Raw genomic sequence first — 17952 nt, forward strand, 5'->3', positions numbered from 1 at the left:
GCGCCGTCATCGCCACCGAAGAGCAGTTCGCCAGCTTCGACCCCGGCACCGCCAAGATCGTCCTACGCCCCGACGAAATCCCCGAAAGCGGACCGCGCCGACGACGGCGTCGGTTTCGATCGAGGCAAACTGAAAGCGCAGTGTGTTGGCGATCGTCGAGACCGCGGGCGAGGGCGCGGTCGACGGGGGTCGACGTATCGAAGGGAAGTACTCGAATGCGAATTGGCGTGTTGCCGACCTCGGCTTCTGACCTACTGTGGAGAAAGTCGCCATCGGTGAACACCATCGAATACGCACTAGATCTCGCGGGGGTTCGGAAATGAGGACGTCGACTATGGAGGCGCGCGCATGAGCATGCCGCCTCAGGGTGGATGGCCTCCCCCTCAGCCGGGACCGCAGCCACCGAATCAGCCGCAGTACGGCCCGCCGCCGGGCTATCAGCCCTACCCCGGACAACAGCCATATCCCCCGCAGGGCCAATGGCAGCCACCGCATCCACCGCAGAAGGGCGGGGGGACAACGAAGTGGTTGTTGGTCGCGATCGCGGTGCTCTTGGTGATCGGTGTGACGATCGGCGCCACCCTGCTGTTCACACGCGACGGGGATGGACCATCGACTCCGCCAACATCGGATGTCCCTTCGGACATCGCTAGCGCCAACGACACTGGGCCGGTCGAGATCATCACGGAGGAGCCGACGTGCAAGGCGCTGACAGACATAGTCAATGTGCTAGCCGATGCGCAACAGCAGGGCTGGAGCGACGAAAGAGACTCCCTCGGGCCAGCCGCAGACTGGACAGCATCGCAACGAAGTCACGTTCAAACGGCAGTTACCGCGATAACGAACGCTGCCGATCAGATGGTGTCGCTCGCAAGACAGACACCACATCGCGTCGTTCGTGAACTGTACGAGCAATTCATCGCTTATGGGCGCGCATACGCCGAAAGCATACCGACGTACACACCAAACGCGAATGATCTTGCAGGAGTTAATGTCAGCATCAGCAACGCCCTCCAGGGCATCTGCACTGCAATAGATCAAGGTTCTGCGCGGCGTTCCTTAGCGCTAGAGGACGTAGGACCACCGACGACGGTGGCTCCCACCGGAGATGTGGGTAATCCACAACGATTCCTTGCGGGGCCGGCGACGACGGCCTGCGAAGCATGGGCTGCGAATGATTCCCAATTCCTAGCGGGAACGAATAAATGGGAAGCACTCGACACTAGTATTCCTGCCAGCGACTGGAGCCCTGCGCAGCGTCAGATTCAACTCGACGCACTTCCTGTGCTCTCAAGGTTCGCAACCGATATGGAAACCACCGGCCGTTCGAGCGCCAACGCGGTTTTCGAAGATTTCGCGGTACTCGCATCGTTGTATTTCCGAGCCTACGTATCGTCGGGGCAAGCTTATGTTGGCTCCGATAGCTGGCTAAGTTACACCGCGCTCCGTCTCAATAATACCCTGTCGGCGGCGTGCCGACTAACGGTGGCCTAGCGATGTCCATGCTTCTGGTGCCGGGGCCGCGTGGGACTCTCAAAGAAAACCTATGACTATCCCTCGCCCGACTGACGGGCACCGAGATCAGATGACGTCACCGCCGGCAGCGTGGCCGAGCGCTGATGAAGACGCCCACTTGGCGAGGTTGACGGCATTGCTGGACACCTTAAAGCAGTGCCGGGCGCAACTCGATATTTGGCTAAACATACGAACGAAGTTGTTCGACGGTAGTACCTGGTTCGGCACAGCGTCATCAAGCGCTCAAAGCAAAGTGACTTCGCACATTGATCTAATGATGACCCTGGACGCCGCGTTGCAGAAATTAATTGCATTCCACAACGAGGCGTTTCAGACGATAGTGAACGCCAAAATGGACGTCATCAGCATAAGCAATACAGCCCAAGCCGCCATCGATAAACTGCAACAAATGGAGTTCAATCCGGAATCCATACGTTCGGACGCCATTGCAACGATAGTGGCCAGGGCCCTTGCAGAGAACACCGCTGTTGTCTCCGCAGCAGCTCGCGCGATCGAGTCCGGCGCGTCCTACAAATGTATCCGGGATACAGCCGAGGCTCCGAGCTTTGACGACATTGTTGCTAAAGCAACCGCCGCAGCCAATCCTGGTCCAAACACCGACGACGGGAATCGCCCCACCGCGCCGAACATGGCGGGTATGCGTGGTGGAGCAGACAAGCCTGCGCCTCCAGCAGCGCCTCCGGCGGGCAACTTCGACGCAGGCAATCGGGAACAGACGCAAAGCGCAGCACAGGGCCCTTCACCTGCCGCCAGTAATAGCAGGGGCACTGCCGGCGGGTCCGTACGATCACCCGCCGATGAATCTCCGCACCCGGTCATTAACGCCAGCAACGTCCGCGCCGAGACGCCTGCTGCAAGCGGCCCAGTTTCGGCCGCGACCGCCAACTCACCGACAGCGCCGGCCGTATCCACTCCGTCGGGCGGCGCCTCTTCCACCTCACCTACCGGCGGACGCCCCCCGGTCGCTTCGGCTCCGGCAGCCAGCGGTGGAGGCGGCGGCAGCGCTGGCAGCAGCGGCGGCTCCTCCTCTTCCGGCACCCAATCCACAGGCGCCACAACGTCTCAAGACACCAAACCCGCCACAGGCGGCAAGGACTCCCAGCAAGGCCCAAGCACCGGCGCTCGCCCCGAGACTGGCGCAGAACCGGGCCGCGGCGCCAGTGGCGGCGCGGCTCCTGACGCGGCCAAGGCCATGGAGGCGACCAATAAGTCGGTTCCCGTTGCGCAGCAGCCGGTTACACCGTCAGCGAGTCCGCTGCAACCGGCGACTCCGCCCGTCATGCCTACCGAACCCGCTGCCAGCACGCACGCCCCAGCCGGTGGGTCCGGTGGCGCCAGCGGCGCCGGGATGGGCAGCGGCGCAGGAACTTCCGGCGGCGGTGGCTCTGTAGGTGGCGGGGCGCCGTCCGGTGCTGGCCCGGCGAGCCCACCCCCACCGCCCATGCCGCTCGCTCCCCCAAGCACGCCGACACCCGCTGCACCCACCGGGCCCCCTGGCGGCGGCGCAGGAGCCAACCCAGCAGCAGCCGCCGGACCAGGCGGGCCAGGAGTCCACGCGGCGTCGGCGGGACGCAACGATGCCGGCGCGGTAGGCGCAGCGCCCGTTCCGGTGTCGACCGCGCGCATGGAACGCGACGCCATCGCATCGGCGTCCGCGGGCGGAGCCATGAACCGCAAGAAGAACGGCAATGCCGCGCTGATCATGGCTCGTCGCATCGCCGCAGCGCTCAACATTGGCGTCAGCGACTTCGGCTTCTACTGGGTCACCGGCCTCACCGCCGACGGCTCCATCGTCGTCGCAAACAGCTACGGGCTGGCCTACATCCCCGAGGGCGTCAACCTGCCGGCTCAAGTCACCATGGCCACCGCCGACGAGACCCTCCCGCCACAGGAACGCGCCAAGTGGGCGACCTACCCCATCCTCGCCATCCAAGGCTGGGCCCAAGCCCACGACCAAAAACTGCGCGCCGTCATCGCCACCGAAGAGCAGTTCGCGAGCTTCGACCCCGGCACCGCCAAGATCGTCCTGCGACCCGACGACATCCCCGAAAGCGGCAAGATGGAGGGCCGCAGCCGCCTCGAGGTCATCGCACCCAGCGCCTCGGCACGGCTCGCCTCGGTACCGAACGCAGACCTCACCGAACTACTTCCGCCCGCGCCCGCCGACACCACTGCGCCGGAAGACAAGTCGAACGTGCTGTGGTTCGAACTCATCAAGCCACTGATGAGCACCTCCCCGGAACGTGTCGGCGTGCACCTGCAGGCGTTCATCAACTACGCCGAGCACGCTCAGGAGCAGGCGCTCTATCGGGCACACACGGCGGTCGACGCCGAGCTACAACGCGCCGCGATCGCAGACTGGGTCTATTGGCAACACCTGAGCGTGCTGATGTGGGAAGCGAGCGGCGCAGACGCCAGCGTCTGACGCTCTTACACGTCGTCGCCGGCGAGCGTGGGTATCTGCCCTTGCCCGGCCGGCGTGTCTGCTGGGTCGTCTCGGGACCCCCTGACCTGGTGAGGGCCAGCGAGGTCGGCTAGCACCTACCGGGGGGAGTAGCCGTCGATGTGTGTACCGGCGCCGTCGCTGCGCACGATCAGCGTGGCGCCGGGGGCTGGCACGATCGCGGTGATGTCCGTGCCAGGTGGCACGGGTTCCGACGACAGTGACCGGCAGTCGCGGTCGAAGACGACTAGTGCTGGCTCGGGGTCGAATCCCGTGCCTCGGTTGATCACGGCGATGATCTGATCGGTCAGCCAGGCGGTGGCCCCGAACTCACCGTCCACCGGCGTTGCGTCAGGGTTGATGATGCACCGTCGAGCGCCCGCCGCGTCGTGCAGTGCCACGGTGCCACCGCCGGGCGAGGTGACGAGCAAGTCGCCACGCGGATCACCGCCGAACGCAGATGCCTCACCGAGCGGCACCGAGGCACGCGAGGTGGTGTTGAGGTAAACCAGCGGGCTCGGGTCCTGTTCATCACTGCTTGAGACCCAGAACGTCATCGCGACACCGGCGCCACTGGAGTCGACGTCCTCGGCGATGAACGTCCAAGTCTCGGGGCGGCCGGCACCCGGGATCGGCACCCTGACGTCAACGCCTGCAGACCCAGTGGCTGCGTCGACCACCGTGACTCTCGCGTGGTCACCCCACATGTTGAGGCACAACAGCTGTGTTGGGGTGTAGGCGGTCTTGGAACAGCCCCTCGAGTGTCGCCACGTCTCCTCACCGTTGCGGGGATCGAAGCCCATCATCACCGTTCCCGTCGACTGCGCCAGAAACCGCGGCAACGACGGGTATGGCTTCTGCTCGGTGGAGTTCTGGTAGCCATCGAACGCACCGCGCAGATCCTCATCCGATGATGTCCACAGCTGCTGGCCGGTGTTCGCATCGAATGCGATGAGATTGTCGGACAGTGCTGCGATGAGCACCGCCCCGTCGTCGTAGACGTGCACGTTGTCGATCGCGGTGTCCGCGGGGCGGTAGTGCCAGCGCTCCACACCGTCGGCGCCATAGGCTGTCAGGTTGTCATCGACGACGACGGCGAACCCAGGTCCGGCGGGCACGACGTGGGGCTGCGCGTCAGGACGTCCGGAGATCGTGACCTCAAACCGCTTGTCACCCAGTACAGGCGGGATCGCCGAGACCTCGGTTGGCGCAGACGTGGTGGCGTCGACGGGCCGGTCATCGTGACCGGTGGCGGACACGACTTCACCAATCACGACCGCACCGATCACAACGGCAGCGGTTACGGCAATGACCAGTACAACTGCGGATCGCCTCCGACTCTCGTCGTCGGCTAAAGGCTCTCGAAGACGTGACACATCGCGTCGACCACCGCGGCCACGGTCGCGGCGACGGCAACGACCGTCACCGTCCCACCGGGACAGGACAGCTCGCGCGCCCCTCGACACCCCGCTCATCACCCCGATTACCCCTCGCTAGGACGGCTCCACTGGTCCATGTTCATGGAACCACGCCAGGAACCCGTTCGATTGCACTTCTTTTGCTCGGCGCAGTCCGGCGTCACGTCCGGGGCCACGTTCTGGCCAGCCTGATCGAGTTGAATGGGCTGGGACCTGGTTTAGGGACTGCGCGCAAGCTGCTTTCACCATGTCGCTGGCCAAGTGGGCGCCGTATTGGCACCCCGAACCGCCTGGCTGACGACGACCGCACGCCACCGGACCTTGCGGATGGCGATGCGAGCTTTCGGCGTCGGCGTCGGCGTCGGCCGTTGAGCGAGATGCGAGAGCTGGTTACGGGAGAAGCGGTAGCGGTAGAATTGCGGCTGCGGGCGCGTCGCGCGCGAAGGGACGAGAGCAGGGCTATCTCATCGACCTGCGAACCAGCGCCATTGTAGGACTGGTACGCGGTCATTATGTTGTTGCCGCCCTTAAGATCACGACCGTGGCGATGTAAATGGTTTCGGGTCCGTCCGTCACTCGGACGATGTCGGCGCTGCGGAGTTCTTCTGGCTTGACGGTTTGCATTGGGCGGTCCTTCGGGGTTCGGTTGCCCGTCGTCAGTCAGCCCGCAGCATCCGCCTCGGCGCTCGACGGCGAACGAGAAATCAGACGCCTGGCACGTGGGCACCGGGGGCGCTGGCGGCTTCATACTAGGGACACCGCAACGCGGCCCATTCGACTACGTCGTAGATGTCCTTGTTCAACTTGCGGCGCGCATCGCCAAGGCTCGCCGCTTTCCATGCCACCTGTCACGTCTGCCAGTTCCTACGGACAGCAGGACGAACACATGCCGAGTTCCTCACCGGCGCGAGGCGAGGTGGTTCCGCGATCAGGCCCTAGTACCGCTTGACTCCGTCTCAGCGGCATAACTCAAGAACTCCGGCTCGGTCAGCACCTGAATCGGCTTTCCCTTCGCGCGCCATCGGCATGCATCGAGCGCCTTGCCCGTCCAGAACTCGTCGGGCGTTGTCCCGGCGAAACCGTCGCCGATGACGAGCAACGTGGTGTTCTTTGTGACCGATTTGCTACCGACAGCGCCCAGCCGGGCAACCAGATCGAACGCTTCTTGCCGCTTCATCGAGGCAAGTGCGCCCGTAAAAGCCATGACTTGGCCGAACAGCGGGTGGTGCGGGTCAGCGTCCTGGTTCGCCTCGGCGGGTGCTGCCTTTGGGCTTCCGCCGCCCCCGTCACAAATGGTCCGGCAGCCCCGCCAGTCGACGGCGGTGAGTCGGCCAAGACGCGTGAGCGCCTTCGAGCAGAGTTCGTCAATCGTCGCTACGTCATGCAGGGCCGCCAGTGCAAGCGTTACGTCAGCGGCAGCGACAGCATCGGCCTCAGCATCGTGGTGCGCGTCGAGCTTCACATCGAGGTGACCGGCGACAAACGGCAGTGAGTAATTGATGAGATTCAGCAGTCGACGTGACCACATCAACGAGCAGCCGTAGTCGAACGTCGGCCACTCAATGTCGGACAGGTAACAGGCGGTCCTTATCGCGCCGACGTCGAAGCTGGCGTTGTGCGCGACCACCGGGAGATCTGCTACTCGGTCGAGTAGGTCGCCCAGTCGATCTTCGAACCGGGGTTGGCTGGCAACCATCGCAGGTGTGATGCCGTGTAGGCGCACGTTGAAGCCTTCGAAATGACCGACCTCCTCAGGTGGGCGACAAAGCCACTGCCCCTGCTCAACCCGAGCGCCGTCGCGCACGACCGCGTATCCGATTGAGCAGACAGAGCCGCGACTGTAATTCGCCGTCTCCACGTCGAGCGAGACAAAGTCGAAACCTGATAGCACGGCGCTACGCCGCGTCCGCGAGAGCAACTGGGCACGGCCGAACCGAGCTTCCGTCACCGACTGCATCGCCGGACATGTACGAACGGCGGAGACGTTGACTCTCGATCTCCTCCCAGGCCACGGCCATCGCTTCCAGCCAGCGGGCGACGCCGAGCGCGACCTGGACCTCAGCGCGGGTATCAGGCGCCAAAGGTGGCGCATCGAGGTTGAAGGTCTCGGGAAGGGTAGGCCATTTAGGGGCGATTAGGTTCTTGCCCGGCTGCTGTTCATAGAGTCGCTGCAGGCGGTCGCGCTCAGTACTGATGTTTTGCAAAGTGCTGTAGACGTCGAGGTAGCCGACCGGCTCTGCCGATGCGCGCTGCAATGCAGGCATTCCCGACTTGGTTGCAAGTACCAGTCGCGCCCGGGTTATAAGCTCGACGGTGCGCGTGTTACTTGCGTCAACCACCCAGGCACCGCAGAGACGGCCTAGACCTGTTTGTGTACTCGATATGTCGACATGCCATACCGTCACCGTTTTTGGACCTGCGTCCACGACGGCCACAACGGAAAGCCCATAGTCCCCCACCAAAACCCCTTTTCTGCACCGCCGATGCTAGATGAGCTAGAAGCACCCCAGGCCTTGTTTCGCCAAAGCATTTGCTGACCCGTCACAGAGACCGATGCCAACGACCGCGTAAGGCCCCTTAAGTCAGGCAAACGAGTGACTAGTCATCCCCACACGGTGGCCATCGGTCCGAAATGGCATGAGGGCGTTCGCGGTCCTTCGACTTCGCCGAATGCCTCATGCATCCGCGGGTGGGATGACGTGCTTTCGCTCGTGGTCGAAGACCACTTCGGTGCGGACACCGGCGACTTCGCGCCGCTTGGTCAGCGAGTCCAGCACGAAGTCGCGCAGCGCCTCGGTCGAAGGGACCGCGACGTGGAGGAGGACGTCCTCGGCGCCCGTGGTAATGAACACCTGCAACGTTTCTGGCAGCTGGGTCGCGAAGTTGCGGAAGCCCAACACCACCTCGCGTGATTGCGGGCGCAGCCTCACGGTGATCATCGCCTGAACAGGCCGTCCCAGCTGGGCGAGGTCGACGGCGTAGTGAACACCTGCCAGGACGCCGCGCTGCCGCAACGACCGCACGCGCTCGAGCGTGGTGGACGGTGACACTCCGAGCGCGGCGGCAAGGTCGCGGTTGCTGCGCCGACCGTCTGCCTGCAACGCGGCCACGATCGCCGAATCCAATTCGTCCACGCGGCCATGATGGCATGTAGGTCCGAACGAAATTCGGCCATGGTGGAGCACAACGAGTGAACCGCCTACGTTGGCCGTCGTGAGCGAACTTAAGCTGGCTCCTGAGCCGTCCGGGGCAACGAACCACCTGCACACAAAGATTGCCGTGGTCCTGGATGACGGCTTGACGACCTGGCAGAAACTCAACGTGACGGCGTTTCTCGCCAGCGGCATCGCCGCAACGGCAGCCGAGGCGATCGGCCTGAGCTACGTCGACGCCGACGGCAACGAGTACGCGCCGATGTTCGGTCAGCCCGTCATGGTGTTCGGCGCCGACAAAGCGCGCGTAATCCGCACTCTCAATCGGGCAGTCGACCGAGGAGTGTCGCCCGCCATCTTCACCTCGGCACTGTTCGATACCGGTCACGACGACGAGAACCGGGCCGCGGTGGCGGCCGTCGGACGCGCCGAGATGGACGTCGTCGGACTTGCAGTGCGCGCGGAGCGCAAGGTCGTCGACAAGATCGTCGACGGGCTCAAACTGCATCGCTGACGCCGGCATGCGTCTTCAGCGGGGGCCACGCTCGTCGGCGCAGGCGTGGTCGACGGCCGCAACGTCACCCAGGTCGGACCCGAGCGGGTGGAGAGTGCTTCGGGCTCGGCCCCACGCTGATCGACCAGTTCGCCGTCATCCCCCGGTACGCGGCCCCCATCGACGAGCCCCCGCCGCGGGCGGGACGCCGACGATCACTCAGCCGGCCGAACCCGGGTTCCCGTCCGACGTGCTGCCGCTGCCCCCGGCTCCTCCGGCGCCGCCAGACGAACCGCCGTTACCGCCGTCGCCGCCGCGTCCCGGAGTGCCTTGGCCGCTGCCGCCGTCCCCGCCGCGCCCCCCGCCGCCGACCGGGTTGCTGCCCCCGGCGCCCCCACGTCCACCGGTAGCCGCGCCGTCGTCCGAACTCGCGTCGCCCCCCGCACCGCCACGGCCGCCGACCGACCGCAGATCGGTGTTGCCGCCTGACCCGCCGGTGCCGCCGGTAGCCGACCCGCTGGCCGCCGACGCCGTTCCGCCCGACCCGCCCTGGCCTCCCGTGCCGCCGAAGCTGTTTCCGCCGGTGCCACCTGCGCCACCGGTTGCGGTGCCTCCGACGTCGTTGATCGACGACGCGGTGCCACCGTTTCCACCGAGGCCGCCCGCGACGGTGCTCGACGAGAGGCCCCCGGTGCCGCCGCTGCCGCCCACGGCGGTACCACCCGGGCCGTCGACACTGGCCGAGCCACCGCCGCCGCCCGCTCCGCCCGATATGCCTGCCGCGGCGTTGCCGCCGTTGCCCCCGACGGCGGTGGCGTTCGTCCCGACTGCGGACGCCGCGCCGCCCAGACCACCGGTGCCGCCCGCAGCCTGGCCTGGACCGCCGTTACCGCCATGCCCGCCGATGCTGGTGGCACCGTCGCCGACGACGGTCGCCGTCCCACCGTTGCCGCCCTGTCCCGGGCCGCCGACGGCGCCCGCCCCACCGGAACCGCCGTTGCCGGCGACGACCGTGATGCCGTCGCCGGAGGCGCTCATCGAGGCTCCGTCACCGCCGCGCCCCCCGAACCCCGTACCGTCGCCACCGTCGCCACCGTTGCCGCCGGCGCCCAAGGCGCCGTGCGTGCCCGCCGATCCCGTTCCAGCAGTTCCGCCCGTTCCTGCCTGGCCACCGTTGCCGCCCGAACCACCCTGTCCGCCAACGCCTCCCGAGGCACCGCTGCCGACCGCGGTGCTGCCGCCCCGGCCACCCGTGCCACCCGTGCCGCCGTCGCCGCCCGAACCGCCGTCTCCGTTGGCGCCGCTCATCCCCGCGACGGTGCCGTGGCCTGCCGCGCCGCCGCCACCGCCATTGCCACCGTCGCCCCCCACACCGCCTGCGCCGCCCACGCCGCCGTCCGACGGCCTGATGGTGGACGCGCCGGCCTGGCCCGTGGCGCCGGTCGCACCGGCGCCACCGCGACCGCCGTCGCCGCCGTTGCCGCCGTTGCCCCCGTTGCCTTGACTGCCGGCGGTACCGGCCTGGCCGGTCGTTCCACCCGTCCCACCGCTGCCGGCCTGGCCGCCGGTCCCTGCCCCTCCGCCGGCGCCGCCGTCGCCGCCCTTGCCGCCGGCCTGCCCGTCGTCGCCGCGCTCACCAATGCGGCCGGAGCCATCGTTTCCGTCGGAGCCACTCGCGCCATCGCCGCCCCTGCCCCCGTTGGCCCCGTCCCCGCCTGCACCGCCAGATCCGTTGGCGCCCACCGCGCCGCTCACCGTGCCGGAGCCGCCGCGTCCGGCATCGCCACCGGCACCGCCCGAACCGCCTGCGCCACCCGCCTGCCCCGTGGCACCAGGTGCGCCGGCTACCGTCGCCGCCGCCGTGTCGGCGCCCGTCACACCGTTTCCGCCGGCACCACCATTGCCGCCGTTGCCGCCCGCGCCTCCGTTGCCCTGCAATCCGGCGCTGCCCGCGGCACCGGTGGCTCCTCCGATGCCGCCAAGGCCCGCGGCACCACCGAGACCGGCCCGTCCGCCAGAGCCGCCGTCGCCGCCCGTGCCGCCCGCCTGGCCGGCGACGCCGTCCTCACCATTCTCGCCGGCAGTCGCGCCGTTCACGCCGTCACGGCCATCGGCACCATCGGCGCCGGCGCCGCCGTTGCCGCCCATCGCTCCGTTGCCTCCGGCGCCGCCGGCACCATTCGTGCCGGCCTGCCCGGAATTGAGCAGGAGAGAGCCGGCGCCTCCGGCGCCTGCGTTGCCGCCGGCTCCGCCACGACCACCGTCGCCTCCGGCTGCACCGCCGATGCCGGGTGCGCCCACGACCGTGGCATCAACACCGTCCACGCCGGTAGCACCGTTGCCGCCGCGTCCGCCGGCGCCGCCGGCGCCGCCCGTTCCGCCGAGGCCGATCGCGCCGCTCGCACCACCCGCACCGCCGTTGCCGCCGGCGCCGCCGATCGCTCCCGCGGTACCGGCCGCGGTAGCATCAACACCCGCCGTTCCGGCTCCGCCGTTGCCACCCGCACCGCCGTTGCCCACGAACAGGCCGCCGCGGCCGCCGTTGCCGCCGTCCTGAGCCGTTCCTCCATTGCCGCCGGCGCCGCCGTTGCCGAACCATCCGGCGTTGCCCCCGTTACCGCCGTTGGCGCCGCGGCCGCCGTTGCCGAAGAACAGCCCTCCGTTTCCGCCGTTGCAGGCGGCTCCGACGCAGTCAGCGGCGGCGTTGATGCCATTGCCGATGAGCCATCCGCCGTAGCCGATCATCGGACGCGGATCCGCGACGGGTTGAGCTGCGAGCAAGGGTGCCGGCGTCGGTAGCAGCAGGGCAGCGACGCCCGAACCGCCGTCGCGAAGCCACCACGAGTCGTCGACGACGGCGGGCGCCAACGGCGCCTCGACCGATGCGAGGTGCACGCGCGCCGTTGTCACCGGATGCGCCGACGGACCGATGTGTTCGGCCACGAACAGAACGCCGACGCCGAGCGCCGCCGCTCCGCCGACACCCACTCCAACGCGCTGCCAGCCGGACACGGTTCTCTTCACACGATGCTTCGCCACGACGGCGCTCTCCCGGTGTTCGCAGGGCAGCCCACCCCGTGGCGGGCTTTGTCGAAGGCCGGCACGGGGGCGTCGCCGTCACGGCACCGACGGGCGTTGCGCGCGGACGACCCCTGCTGGATGAGAGCGTCCGCACAGGCTCGCTGAGCATATCGGCGGATGTGTCATTTCGTCGCGAATGCAAGCAACAGGCGGGCACCGTCGGTGCGGCGGTCCGCGCCCAACGTCGTCGCGTTCCCATCCGTTCAGCGCTGCCCGCTCCACCTCTTCGGCGGTGATCTTGGGTCCGTCGTAGCCTCCACCCGAGAACCGAGCCCCGACCAGCACTGAGCAGCGAACGCCCGCCGTGGCGTCATCCGAGCCGGCGAGTGCGCCAACGCGACAGGTCCGCGTCGAGCAGCGCGGGATCGCGTTCGGGAAAGACCTCATCGGTGATCTCCAGGTGCCGGATGCGGTCGAGGTGGAACCCGCGGATGCCGTCACGCAGCCGGCACCACGCCACGAACACCCAGGCATCCCCTCCGCGCAGCAGACCCATGGCCTCCACGTCACGGGTCGTGCGGGTCTCGCCGTCGGCGGCGACGTAGTCCAACCGTACGACTCGGCGGGCGGCAATCGCCTCGGGAATCAGTGACACTGCTACGTCCGGCTGCGGCTCGGCATCGATGACGAACATCGACGCCAATGCGTCGTCGACTGGCGCAAGCTGGTCCTCGCGGCTGATCGCGAGGACCTTCGCGCGCGCCCGACGCGCCGCCGCCCCATACGGTGAAGTCTCCAAGAGACCAAGGCCCGCAAGCACTGCCAACGACTCCGGCACCGTGAGATTCAGCGGCGGCAAGGAGTGCTCCCGCAGGATCGAGTATCCGCCCGACACCCCGTGGTGGGCGTAGATCGGGACCCCGGCGAGCTGAAGCGACTGGATGTCACGCTCGATCGTGCGCTTGGAGACCTCGAACTCCTCCGAGAGTCGAGCGGCCGACAACGGCCGGCGCGATCCCCGCAGCAGATCGACCAGCGCGTACATCCTCTCGGCACGCCTCATGCCCGTAAGTCTCCCCGGCCTCAGGTGCGATGCGGGCGCGTCCCGCCCACCGACCACACCTCGCGGATCAGTCCATCCTCGGTGAAGTCGAAGACGTCGACCCCGCCGGCAGCAGCGTCCCCGGCGCGGACGTTCCACAGCATTCGCCCGTGCGGACCGTCCACCGCCCGTGACACCTCGGTGAAAACCACATCCGGATGCCGCTCGCGATACGAATCCAGGAACCGAGCGAAACTCTCCGCGCCCACCACGTCGTCGCCCGGATTCGACCCATCCGCTTCGGAGTTCGAGAAGTGAATGAGGAAGTCCGCACTGCAGATCCGACGGGCGATCTCGCCGCCGGAGTTCCACATGTCCAGCCACACTGCAAGCGCCGCATCGGCAGCAGCGGTGTTCGTCGTCGTCACGTCCGTGTTCTCGTTCATGGCACCAGGATCGGACACCCTCGCGACAACCCTATGTCGGTGTTCGCGCACCTCTTCGAGGAGTCCGAGCGGCTAGGGCGCCTGCCGCCACCACGCGGTGACGTACAGCGCGAGTGCAGTGGCCAGACCCATGACCACCCAGAGCACCACGGTGTAGTCGACCCACGATCCGATCGGCGGCGACCCGGGAAACAGATTGCGAATCGGTAGGACCGAGAACAGCATCACCGCGAACCAGGTCACGATCGGCGGGAGGAACTGCTTGCGCCCGCGCAGCGTCTGAATCGACACGAAGAGCGTGCAGACGGGCAGGATGATCAGCACCGCGCACATCGCGATCGCGGATCCGATCGTCGGGCCCGTGCGTGCGACGTGGATGTCGAGAGCCTGCGCGGGGCCGGACTCGGACGCGCGCGCGTGCACCGCCCAGGACGTCACCGAGTCGGTGACGACCACCTGGACCGGTACGGACACCCGGGCAGCACCGGTACCGGTGAACGCCTGCACCTGCACGTCGGATGTCTCGTACGCGTCGAATGGCCACTGGCGGATGTCGCCATCGGCGTAGAGGCTGACCGGTTGTGATCCCACGCGCGTGCCGCGTGCGAACGTCAGCGAGTCCGCGCTCGCGGCGGGGCTAACGTCGACTGTCAGGTCCTCGCGCAGGTCGCCATCGGCGGTGAGCAGGTCGGCCCCCGGATACACCGCGACGCGGGTCTGGAACGAGAACGTCTCTCCCGACACGGCGTCGACGTCGAGGTACACCAGCGCACCGTTGGTCGCAGGCTCTCGATCGTCGGCGTCGTCGATGCGACCCGCGAGCGCGTAGGTCAGGATGACTGCGACGTAGATCCCGATCACGGCAAGGACCAACACCACCGCCCATGCCCTACCGGTGGTTCTCGTCCTTGCCATGGTGTCTCCGGTCTGGGGCGCGATGCGGTCGGCTAGAAGGTCGGCGCGAATGCGGACACGCCATCATGCGTCATGGCGAAAGTCGACCGGGCAGTGCCTCACATGCTGACGCAACGGAAACCGATGTGGCTCATGCCCGTGTCGACCGGTTGCCCGCGGCGAGCGGCGGGTCGGTAGCGCAGGCAGTAGGTGTCTGCGCACAGGAAGGACCCGCCCTTGACGACGCGCCGGGGTCGCCTGAACTGGGGTTGCGCCGGGTCGTAACTCTCCTCGGCGCAGCACGCCGCTCCCCCGTCGGCGTACCAGGTGGTGGTCCATTCCCAGACGTTTCCTGCCATGTCGTACAGCCCGTAGTCGTTCGGCGGGAAGCTGCCCACCGCCATGGTGCGGCCGTAGCCCGGCTCGGGGCGCCAGGGGAAGTCGCCGTGCCAGAAGTTCGCGAATCTCCGTCCTGCCGGCTCGGGGTCGTCGCCCCACGTGAACGCGACTCCCGTGAGCCCGCCGCGGGCAGCGGTCTCCCACTGTTCCTCGGTGGGCAGCGCCATGCCTGCCCACTCGGCGTATGTCTGCGCATCCTCGTGGGCGACATGGACGACGGGGTGGTCCGCACGCCTGTCGATCGACGAATTCGGGCCGACCGGATGGCGCCATGACGCGCCGGGCGTCCAGATCCACCACTGGCTGAGGTGGCGCAGGTCCACGGGCCCGGGGGTGCGACGGAACACCATGGAGCCCGGCTGCAAGTTCTCCGTCGGAGCATTCGGATAGTCCGCCGAACTGATCGGGCGCTCGGCGACGGTGACATAGCCGGTATCGGCGACGAATTCGGCAAACTGCGTATTGGTGACGGCGTGGGTGTGCACCCAGAATTCATCGACGGAGACGTCGCGGCTTGGCGCTTCCTCGGGATAGTGCGTGTCTGAGCCGAGCGTCGCGGTTTGAGCTGGGATGCGAACGAGGCCGTCAGGCATCGAAGATCGTCGTCCAGTCGCGGCGCATGCTGATCACCGTCCAGCCCTGGGCGCCGGCATGCTCGAGCGCACGCTCCGCACCCGCGGAATAGGCGAACTCTCGGTCGGCGTCGTCGTGATCCACCAGCAGCCGTAGGCCACGGCAGTACCGAAGCATTTCGTCGTCGCCGTTCGAGTTTCCGGCCGCAAGGAGCGGACGCCTGCCGATGCGGCTCCAGATCTGCACGGGCTTCTCGGGTCCGTCGTCGAAGACGTCGAGTGTCGGCTGAATTAGCAAGTCACCCGAATAGTCCAACTTCAGGCCCTGTGCACTCCCGATGACGCGCTCCGGCGGGATGCCGTAGATCGCCTGCGCGACCGGCCGGATGAAGTCCCGGCCGCCACCCGAGACGATGTAGCAGGTGAAGTCATTGTCCGCCAGGTAGCCGAGGAGCTCGACCATCGGCGCGTAGGTGCACGCGCGGTAGGGACGGCCGAAGGTCGGGTGGTCGGCGTGGGAGAAGAAGTCGGTGACGTGGCCGGCGTACTCGTCGACGGACATAGACATGTGTAGTTGCAGTCCGGCGCGGGCGAGCAGGTTCAGATCGTCGTCGTCGCCCCGATAGTGCTTGGTGACGGCCGCGCCGAACCAGCTCAGGTCTTGCTCGACGGCGGCCCGGTAGGGCTGTTGGCTCCGTAGTCCTGGATCGTCGGCGGCCTTGTCGGCCAGCCGTCGAACGATGAAGTCGAGCTGCACATACGCCGGCTTCTCACACCACAGCGTTCCGTCGTTGTCGAAGACGGCGATGCGCTCCTCCACCGGCACACCAGCGGTCACGCCGTGGACGAAGTCGACGATCGACGACTTCGTCGGCCCGTCCCGCCACGAGTCGAGCATTCAGTCTGCCGCCAAGAAGTCTTCGAGCTTCTTCACTATCTGGTCGACGCTGAAGCTGGCAGGTGGGTGCCGGGGCGGGAACTCCTTGAACGTGTCGAGGAACTGCGCCGCCATCGCCGTGGCGTAGAACACGAAGAAGTCGCGCCGCAGGAACCACTCGTAATAGGTGTTCGAGGTGATGTCGGCGTATTCGAACGGGTCGGTCCGCAGGTTGAACAGCTTGGGCACCCGCAGTTCGGTGAACGGCTCGGCCCAGGTTCGAAGGGTGCCTTGGCACCGCTGCTCGGCGAACACGATCTTCCAGTTCTCGAAACGCATACCGACCAGTTGGGCGTCGTCGTTGAAGTAGAAGAACCCCCGCCGCGGGCTGTGTTCCACCTCGCCCATCAGATAGGGCAAGAGGTTGAAACCGTCGATGTGCACCTTGTACTCGACGTCGCCGACCTGGTGTCCCTTCTTCAACTTGTCGCTGACGTCCGGGTCACCCGCGGCGGCGACCAGCGTCGGTAGCCAATCGTGATGCTGGACGATGTCATTGGAGACACTGCCCGCTTCGATCTTGCCGGGCCAGCGGATCATCTCCGGAATGCGGTAGGCGCCTTCCCAGTTGGTGTTCTTCTCACTGCGGAATGGTGTGGTGCCGGCGTCGGGCCAGCTGTTGCGATGCGGTCCGTTGTCGGTTGAGTAGATGACGATCGTGTCGTCGGCGATGCCGAGTTGATCAAGGGCGTCGAGTACCGTGCCCACGTTCTTGTCGTGGTCGATCATCGCGTCGTGATACTCGGACTGCCACATCCCGGCCTGGCCCTTGCTGCCCGGCTTGAGGTGCGTGTACAGGTGCATGTGAGTGAAGTTGCACCAGACGAAGAACGGGGTGTCGGCGGCGTGCTGGCGCTTGATGTATTCGACGGTGCGGTCAGCGATGTCGTCGTCGATGGTCTCCATGCGCTTGGCGGTCAGCGGCCCGGTGTCGTGGATGGTTTGTTTGCCGACGGGCCCGAACTTCGGGTCGTCGGGTTCCATCGACGCCTTGTCGAGCGCCTTGCAGTCCAGCACGCCCCGTGGGAGGGCCAGCTCGTAGAGCCGCGGAAATTGGTCCTTGTGCGGATAGTCGAACTGCTCGGGTTCTTCTTCGGCGTTGAGGTGGTACAGGTTGCCGTAGAACTCGTCGAAGCCATGCACGGTTGGTAGGTACTTATTGAGGTCCCCGAAGTGATTCTTGCCGAACTGGCCGGTGGCGTAACCGAGTGGTTTGAGCAGTTCGGCAATCGTCGGATCCTCTGCCGCCCAGCCGATATCGACGCCCGGCACGCCCACCTTGCTCATTCCGGTGCGATAGACGCTCTGCCCGCTGATGAACGCCGCACGGCCGGCCGTGCAGCTCTGCTCTCCGTAGGAATCGGTGAACCGCATCCCCTCCGTGGCGATGCGGTCGATGTTGGGTGTGCGGTAACCCATCATCCCGTCGCTGTAACAGCTCAGATTGCTGATGCCGATGTCGTCACCCCAGATGACCAGGATGTTGGGTTTACCGCCAGGCATTCGCGTCTCCCTCGGTAGATAGCCCCGAAGCTTCACTCTAGGCGTCGTGACCGTTCCCGGGTTCCCGTTCGTCAGGTTCGACGTGAACCCATCAGA

At 66.8% G+C, this 17952-nt stretch carries 14 protein-coding genes; 3 read left to right on the top strand and 11 right to left on the bottom strand.

The genetic code is table 11. The features are described from left to right. The first annotated feature begins 531 nt into the window (after nucleotides 1-531). Nucleotides 532-1494 carry an ESX-1 system-associated protein gene (locus G6N61_RS18185; protein ID WP_163919777.1) on the top strand — a complete coding sequence of 321 codons (963 nt, stop codon included), beginning with the start codon at nucleotides 532-534 and terminating at the stop codon, nucleotides 1492-1494. Between the two features lie 1321 nt (nucleotides 1495-2815). Beyond that, nucleotides 2816-3961 (top strand): EspK C-terminal domain-containing protein, encoded by a 1146-nt coding sequence (locus G6N61_RS18190; protein WP_163919778.1) that lies wholly within the window; start codon nucleotides 2816-2818, stop codon nucleotides 3959-3961. Nucleotides 3962-4077: 116 nt separating this feature from the next. On the opposite strand, the gene G6N61_RS18195 is transcribed toward G6N61_RS18190, so the two are convergent. From G6N61_RS18195 to G6N61_RS18210, 4 genes are all read right to left on the bottom strand, one after another. Beyond that, entirely contained in the window at nucleotides 4078-5238 is a 1161-nt protein-coding gene (locus G6N61_RS18195) for a BamB-related PQQ repeat family beta-propellar protein (RefSeq protein WP_163919779.1), read from the bottom strand. 1087 nt (nucleotides 5239-6325) lie between these two features. Beyond that, a complete protein-coding gene (locus G6N61_RS18200; RefSeq protein WP_163919780.1) occupies nucleotides 6326-7288 on the bottom strand; it encodes an exonuclease domain-containing protein in 963 nt (320 codons plus the stop codon). 4 nt (nucleotides 7289-7292) lie between these two features. Further along, complete coding sequence (locus tag G6N61_RS18205; RefSeq protein WP_163919781.1) at nucleotides 7293-7736, bottom strand: hypothetical protein; 444 nt, start codon at nucleotides 7734-7736, stop codon at nucleotides 7293-7295. A 336-nt stretch (nucleotides 7737-8072) separates the two neighbouring features. Beyond that, nucleotides 8073-8531, bottom strand: coding sequence for an Lrp/AsnC family transcriptional regulator (locus G6N61_RS18210; RefSeq protein WP_163919782.1), 459 nt, complete (start codon nucleotides 8529-8531; stop codon nucleotides 8073-8075). Between the two features lie 79 nt (nucleotides 8532-8610). Between G6N61_RS18210 and G6N61_RS18215 the strand changes: the two genes are divergently transcribed. After that, nucleotides 8611-9063: a PTH2-like family protein gene (locus G6N61_RS18215; RefSeq protein ID WP_235887173.1), complete on the top strand. Its 453-nt coding sequence runs from the start codon at nucleotides 8611-8613 to the stop codon at nucleotides 9061-9063. A 198-nt stretch (nucleotides 9064-9261) separates the two neighbouring features. On the opposite strand, the gene G6N61_RS31150 is transcribed toward G6N61_RS18215, so the two are convergent. The 7 genes from G6N61_RS31150 to G6N61_RS18250 all read right to left on the bottom strand — a co-directional run bounded on the left by G6N61_RS31150 (nucleotide 9262) and on the right by G6N61_RS18250 (nucleotide 17856). Beyond that, entirely contained in the window at nucleotides 9262-12066 is a 2805-nt protein-coding gene (locus tag G6N61_RS31150; RefSeq protein WP_163919783.1) for a PGRS repeat-containing protein, read from the bottom strand. A gap of 367 nt (nucleotides 12067-12433) precedes the next feature. Continuing rightward, entirely contained in the window at nucleotides 12434-13126 is a 693-nt protein-coding gene (locus tag G6N61_RS18225) for a helix-turn-helix transcriptional regulator (RefSeq protein WP_163919784.1), read from the bottom strand. A gap of 20 nt (nucleotides 13127-13146) precedes the next feature. Then, the gene (locus tag G6N61_RS18230) at nucleotides 13147-13551 is read right to left on the bottom strand and encodes a nuclear transport factor 2 family protein (protein WP_163919785.1); all 405 of its coding nucleotides are present in this window, start codon (nucleotides 13549-13551) and stop codon (nucleotides 13147-13149) included. A gap of 72 nt (nucleotides 13552-13623) precedes the next feature. Continuing rightward, entirely contained in the window at nucleotides 13624-14466 is an 843-nt protein-coding gene (locus tag G6N61_RS18235; protein WP_163919786.1) for a DUF4436 family protein, read from the bottom strand. A 98-nt stretch (nucleotides 14467-14564) separates the two neighbouring features. Continuing rightward, entirely contained in the window at nucleotides 14565-15437 is an 873-nt protein-coding gene (locus tag G6N61_RS18240; protein ID WP_163919787.1) for a formylglycine-generating enzyme family protein, read from the bottom strand. Next, a complete protein-coding gene (locus G6N61_RS18245; RefSeq protein WP_163919788.1) occupies nucleotides 15430-16314 on the bottom strand; it encodes an HAD family hydrolase in 885 nt (294 codons plus the stop codon). The genes G6N61_RS18240 and G6N61_RS18245 overlap by 8 nt, the downstream gene beginning before the upstream one ends. After that, complete coding sequence (locus tag G6N61_RS18250) at nucleotides 16315-17856, bottom strand: arylsulfatase (RefSeq protein WP_163919789.1); 1542 nt, start codon at nucleotides 17854-17856, stop codon at nucleotides 16315-16317. Nucleotides 17857-17952 lie beyond the last annotated feature (96 nt).

Source organism: Mycolicibacterium arabiense (assembly GCF_010731815.2).
GTDB lineage: Bacteria > Actinomycetota > Actinomycetes > Mycobacteriales > Mycobacteriaceae > Mycobacterium > Mycobacterium arabiense.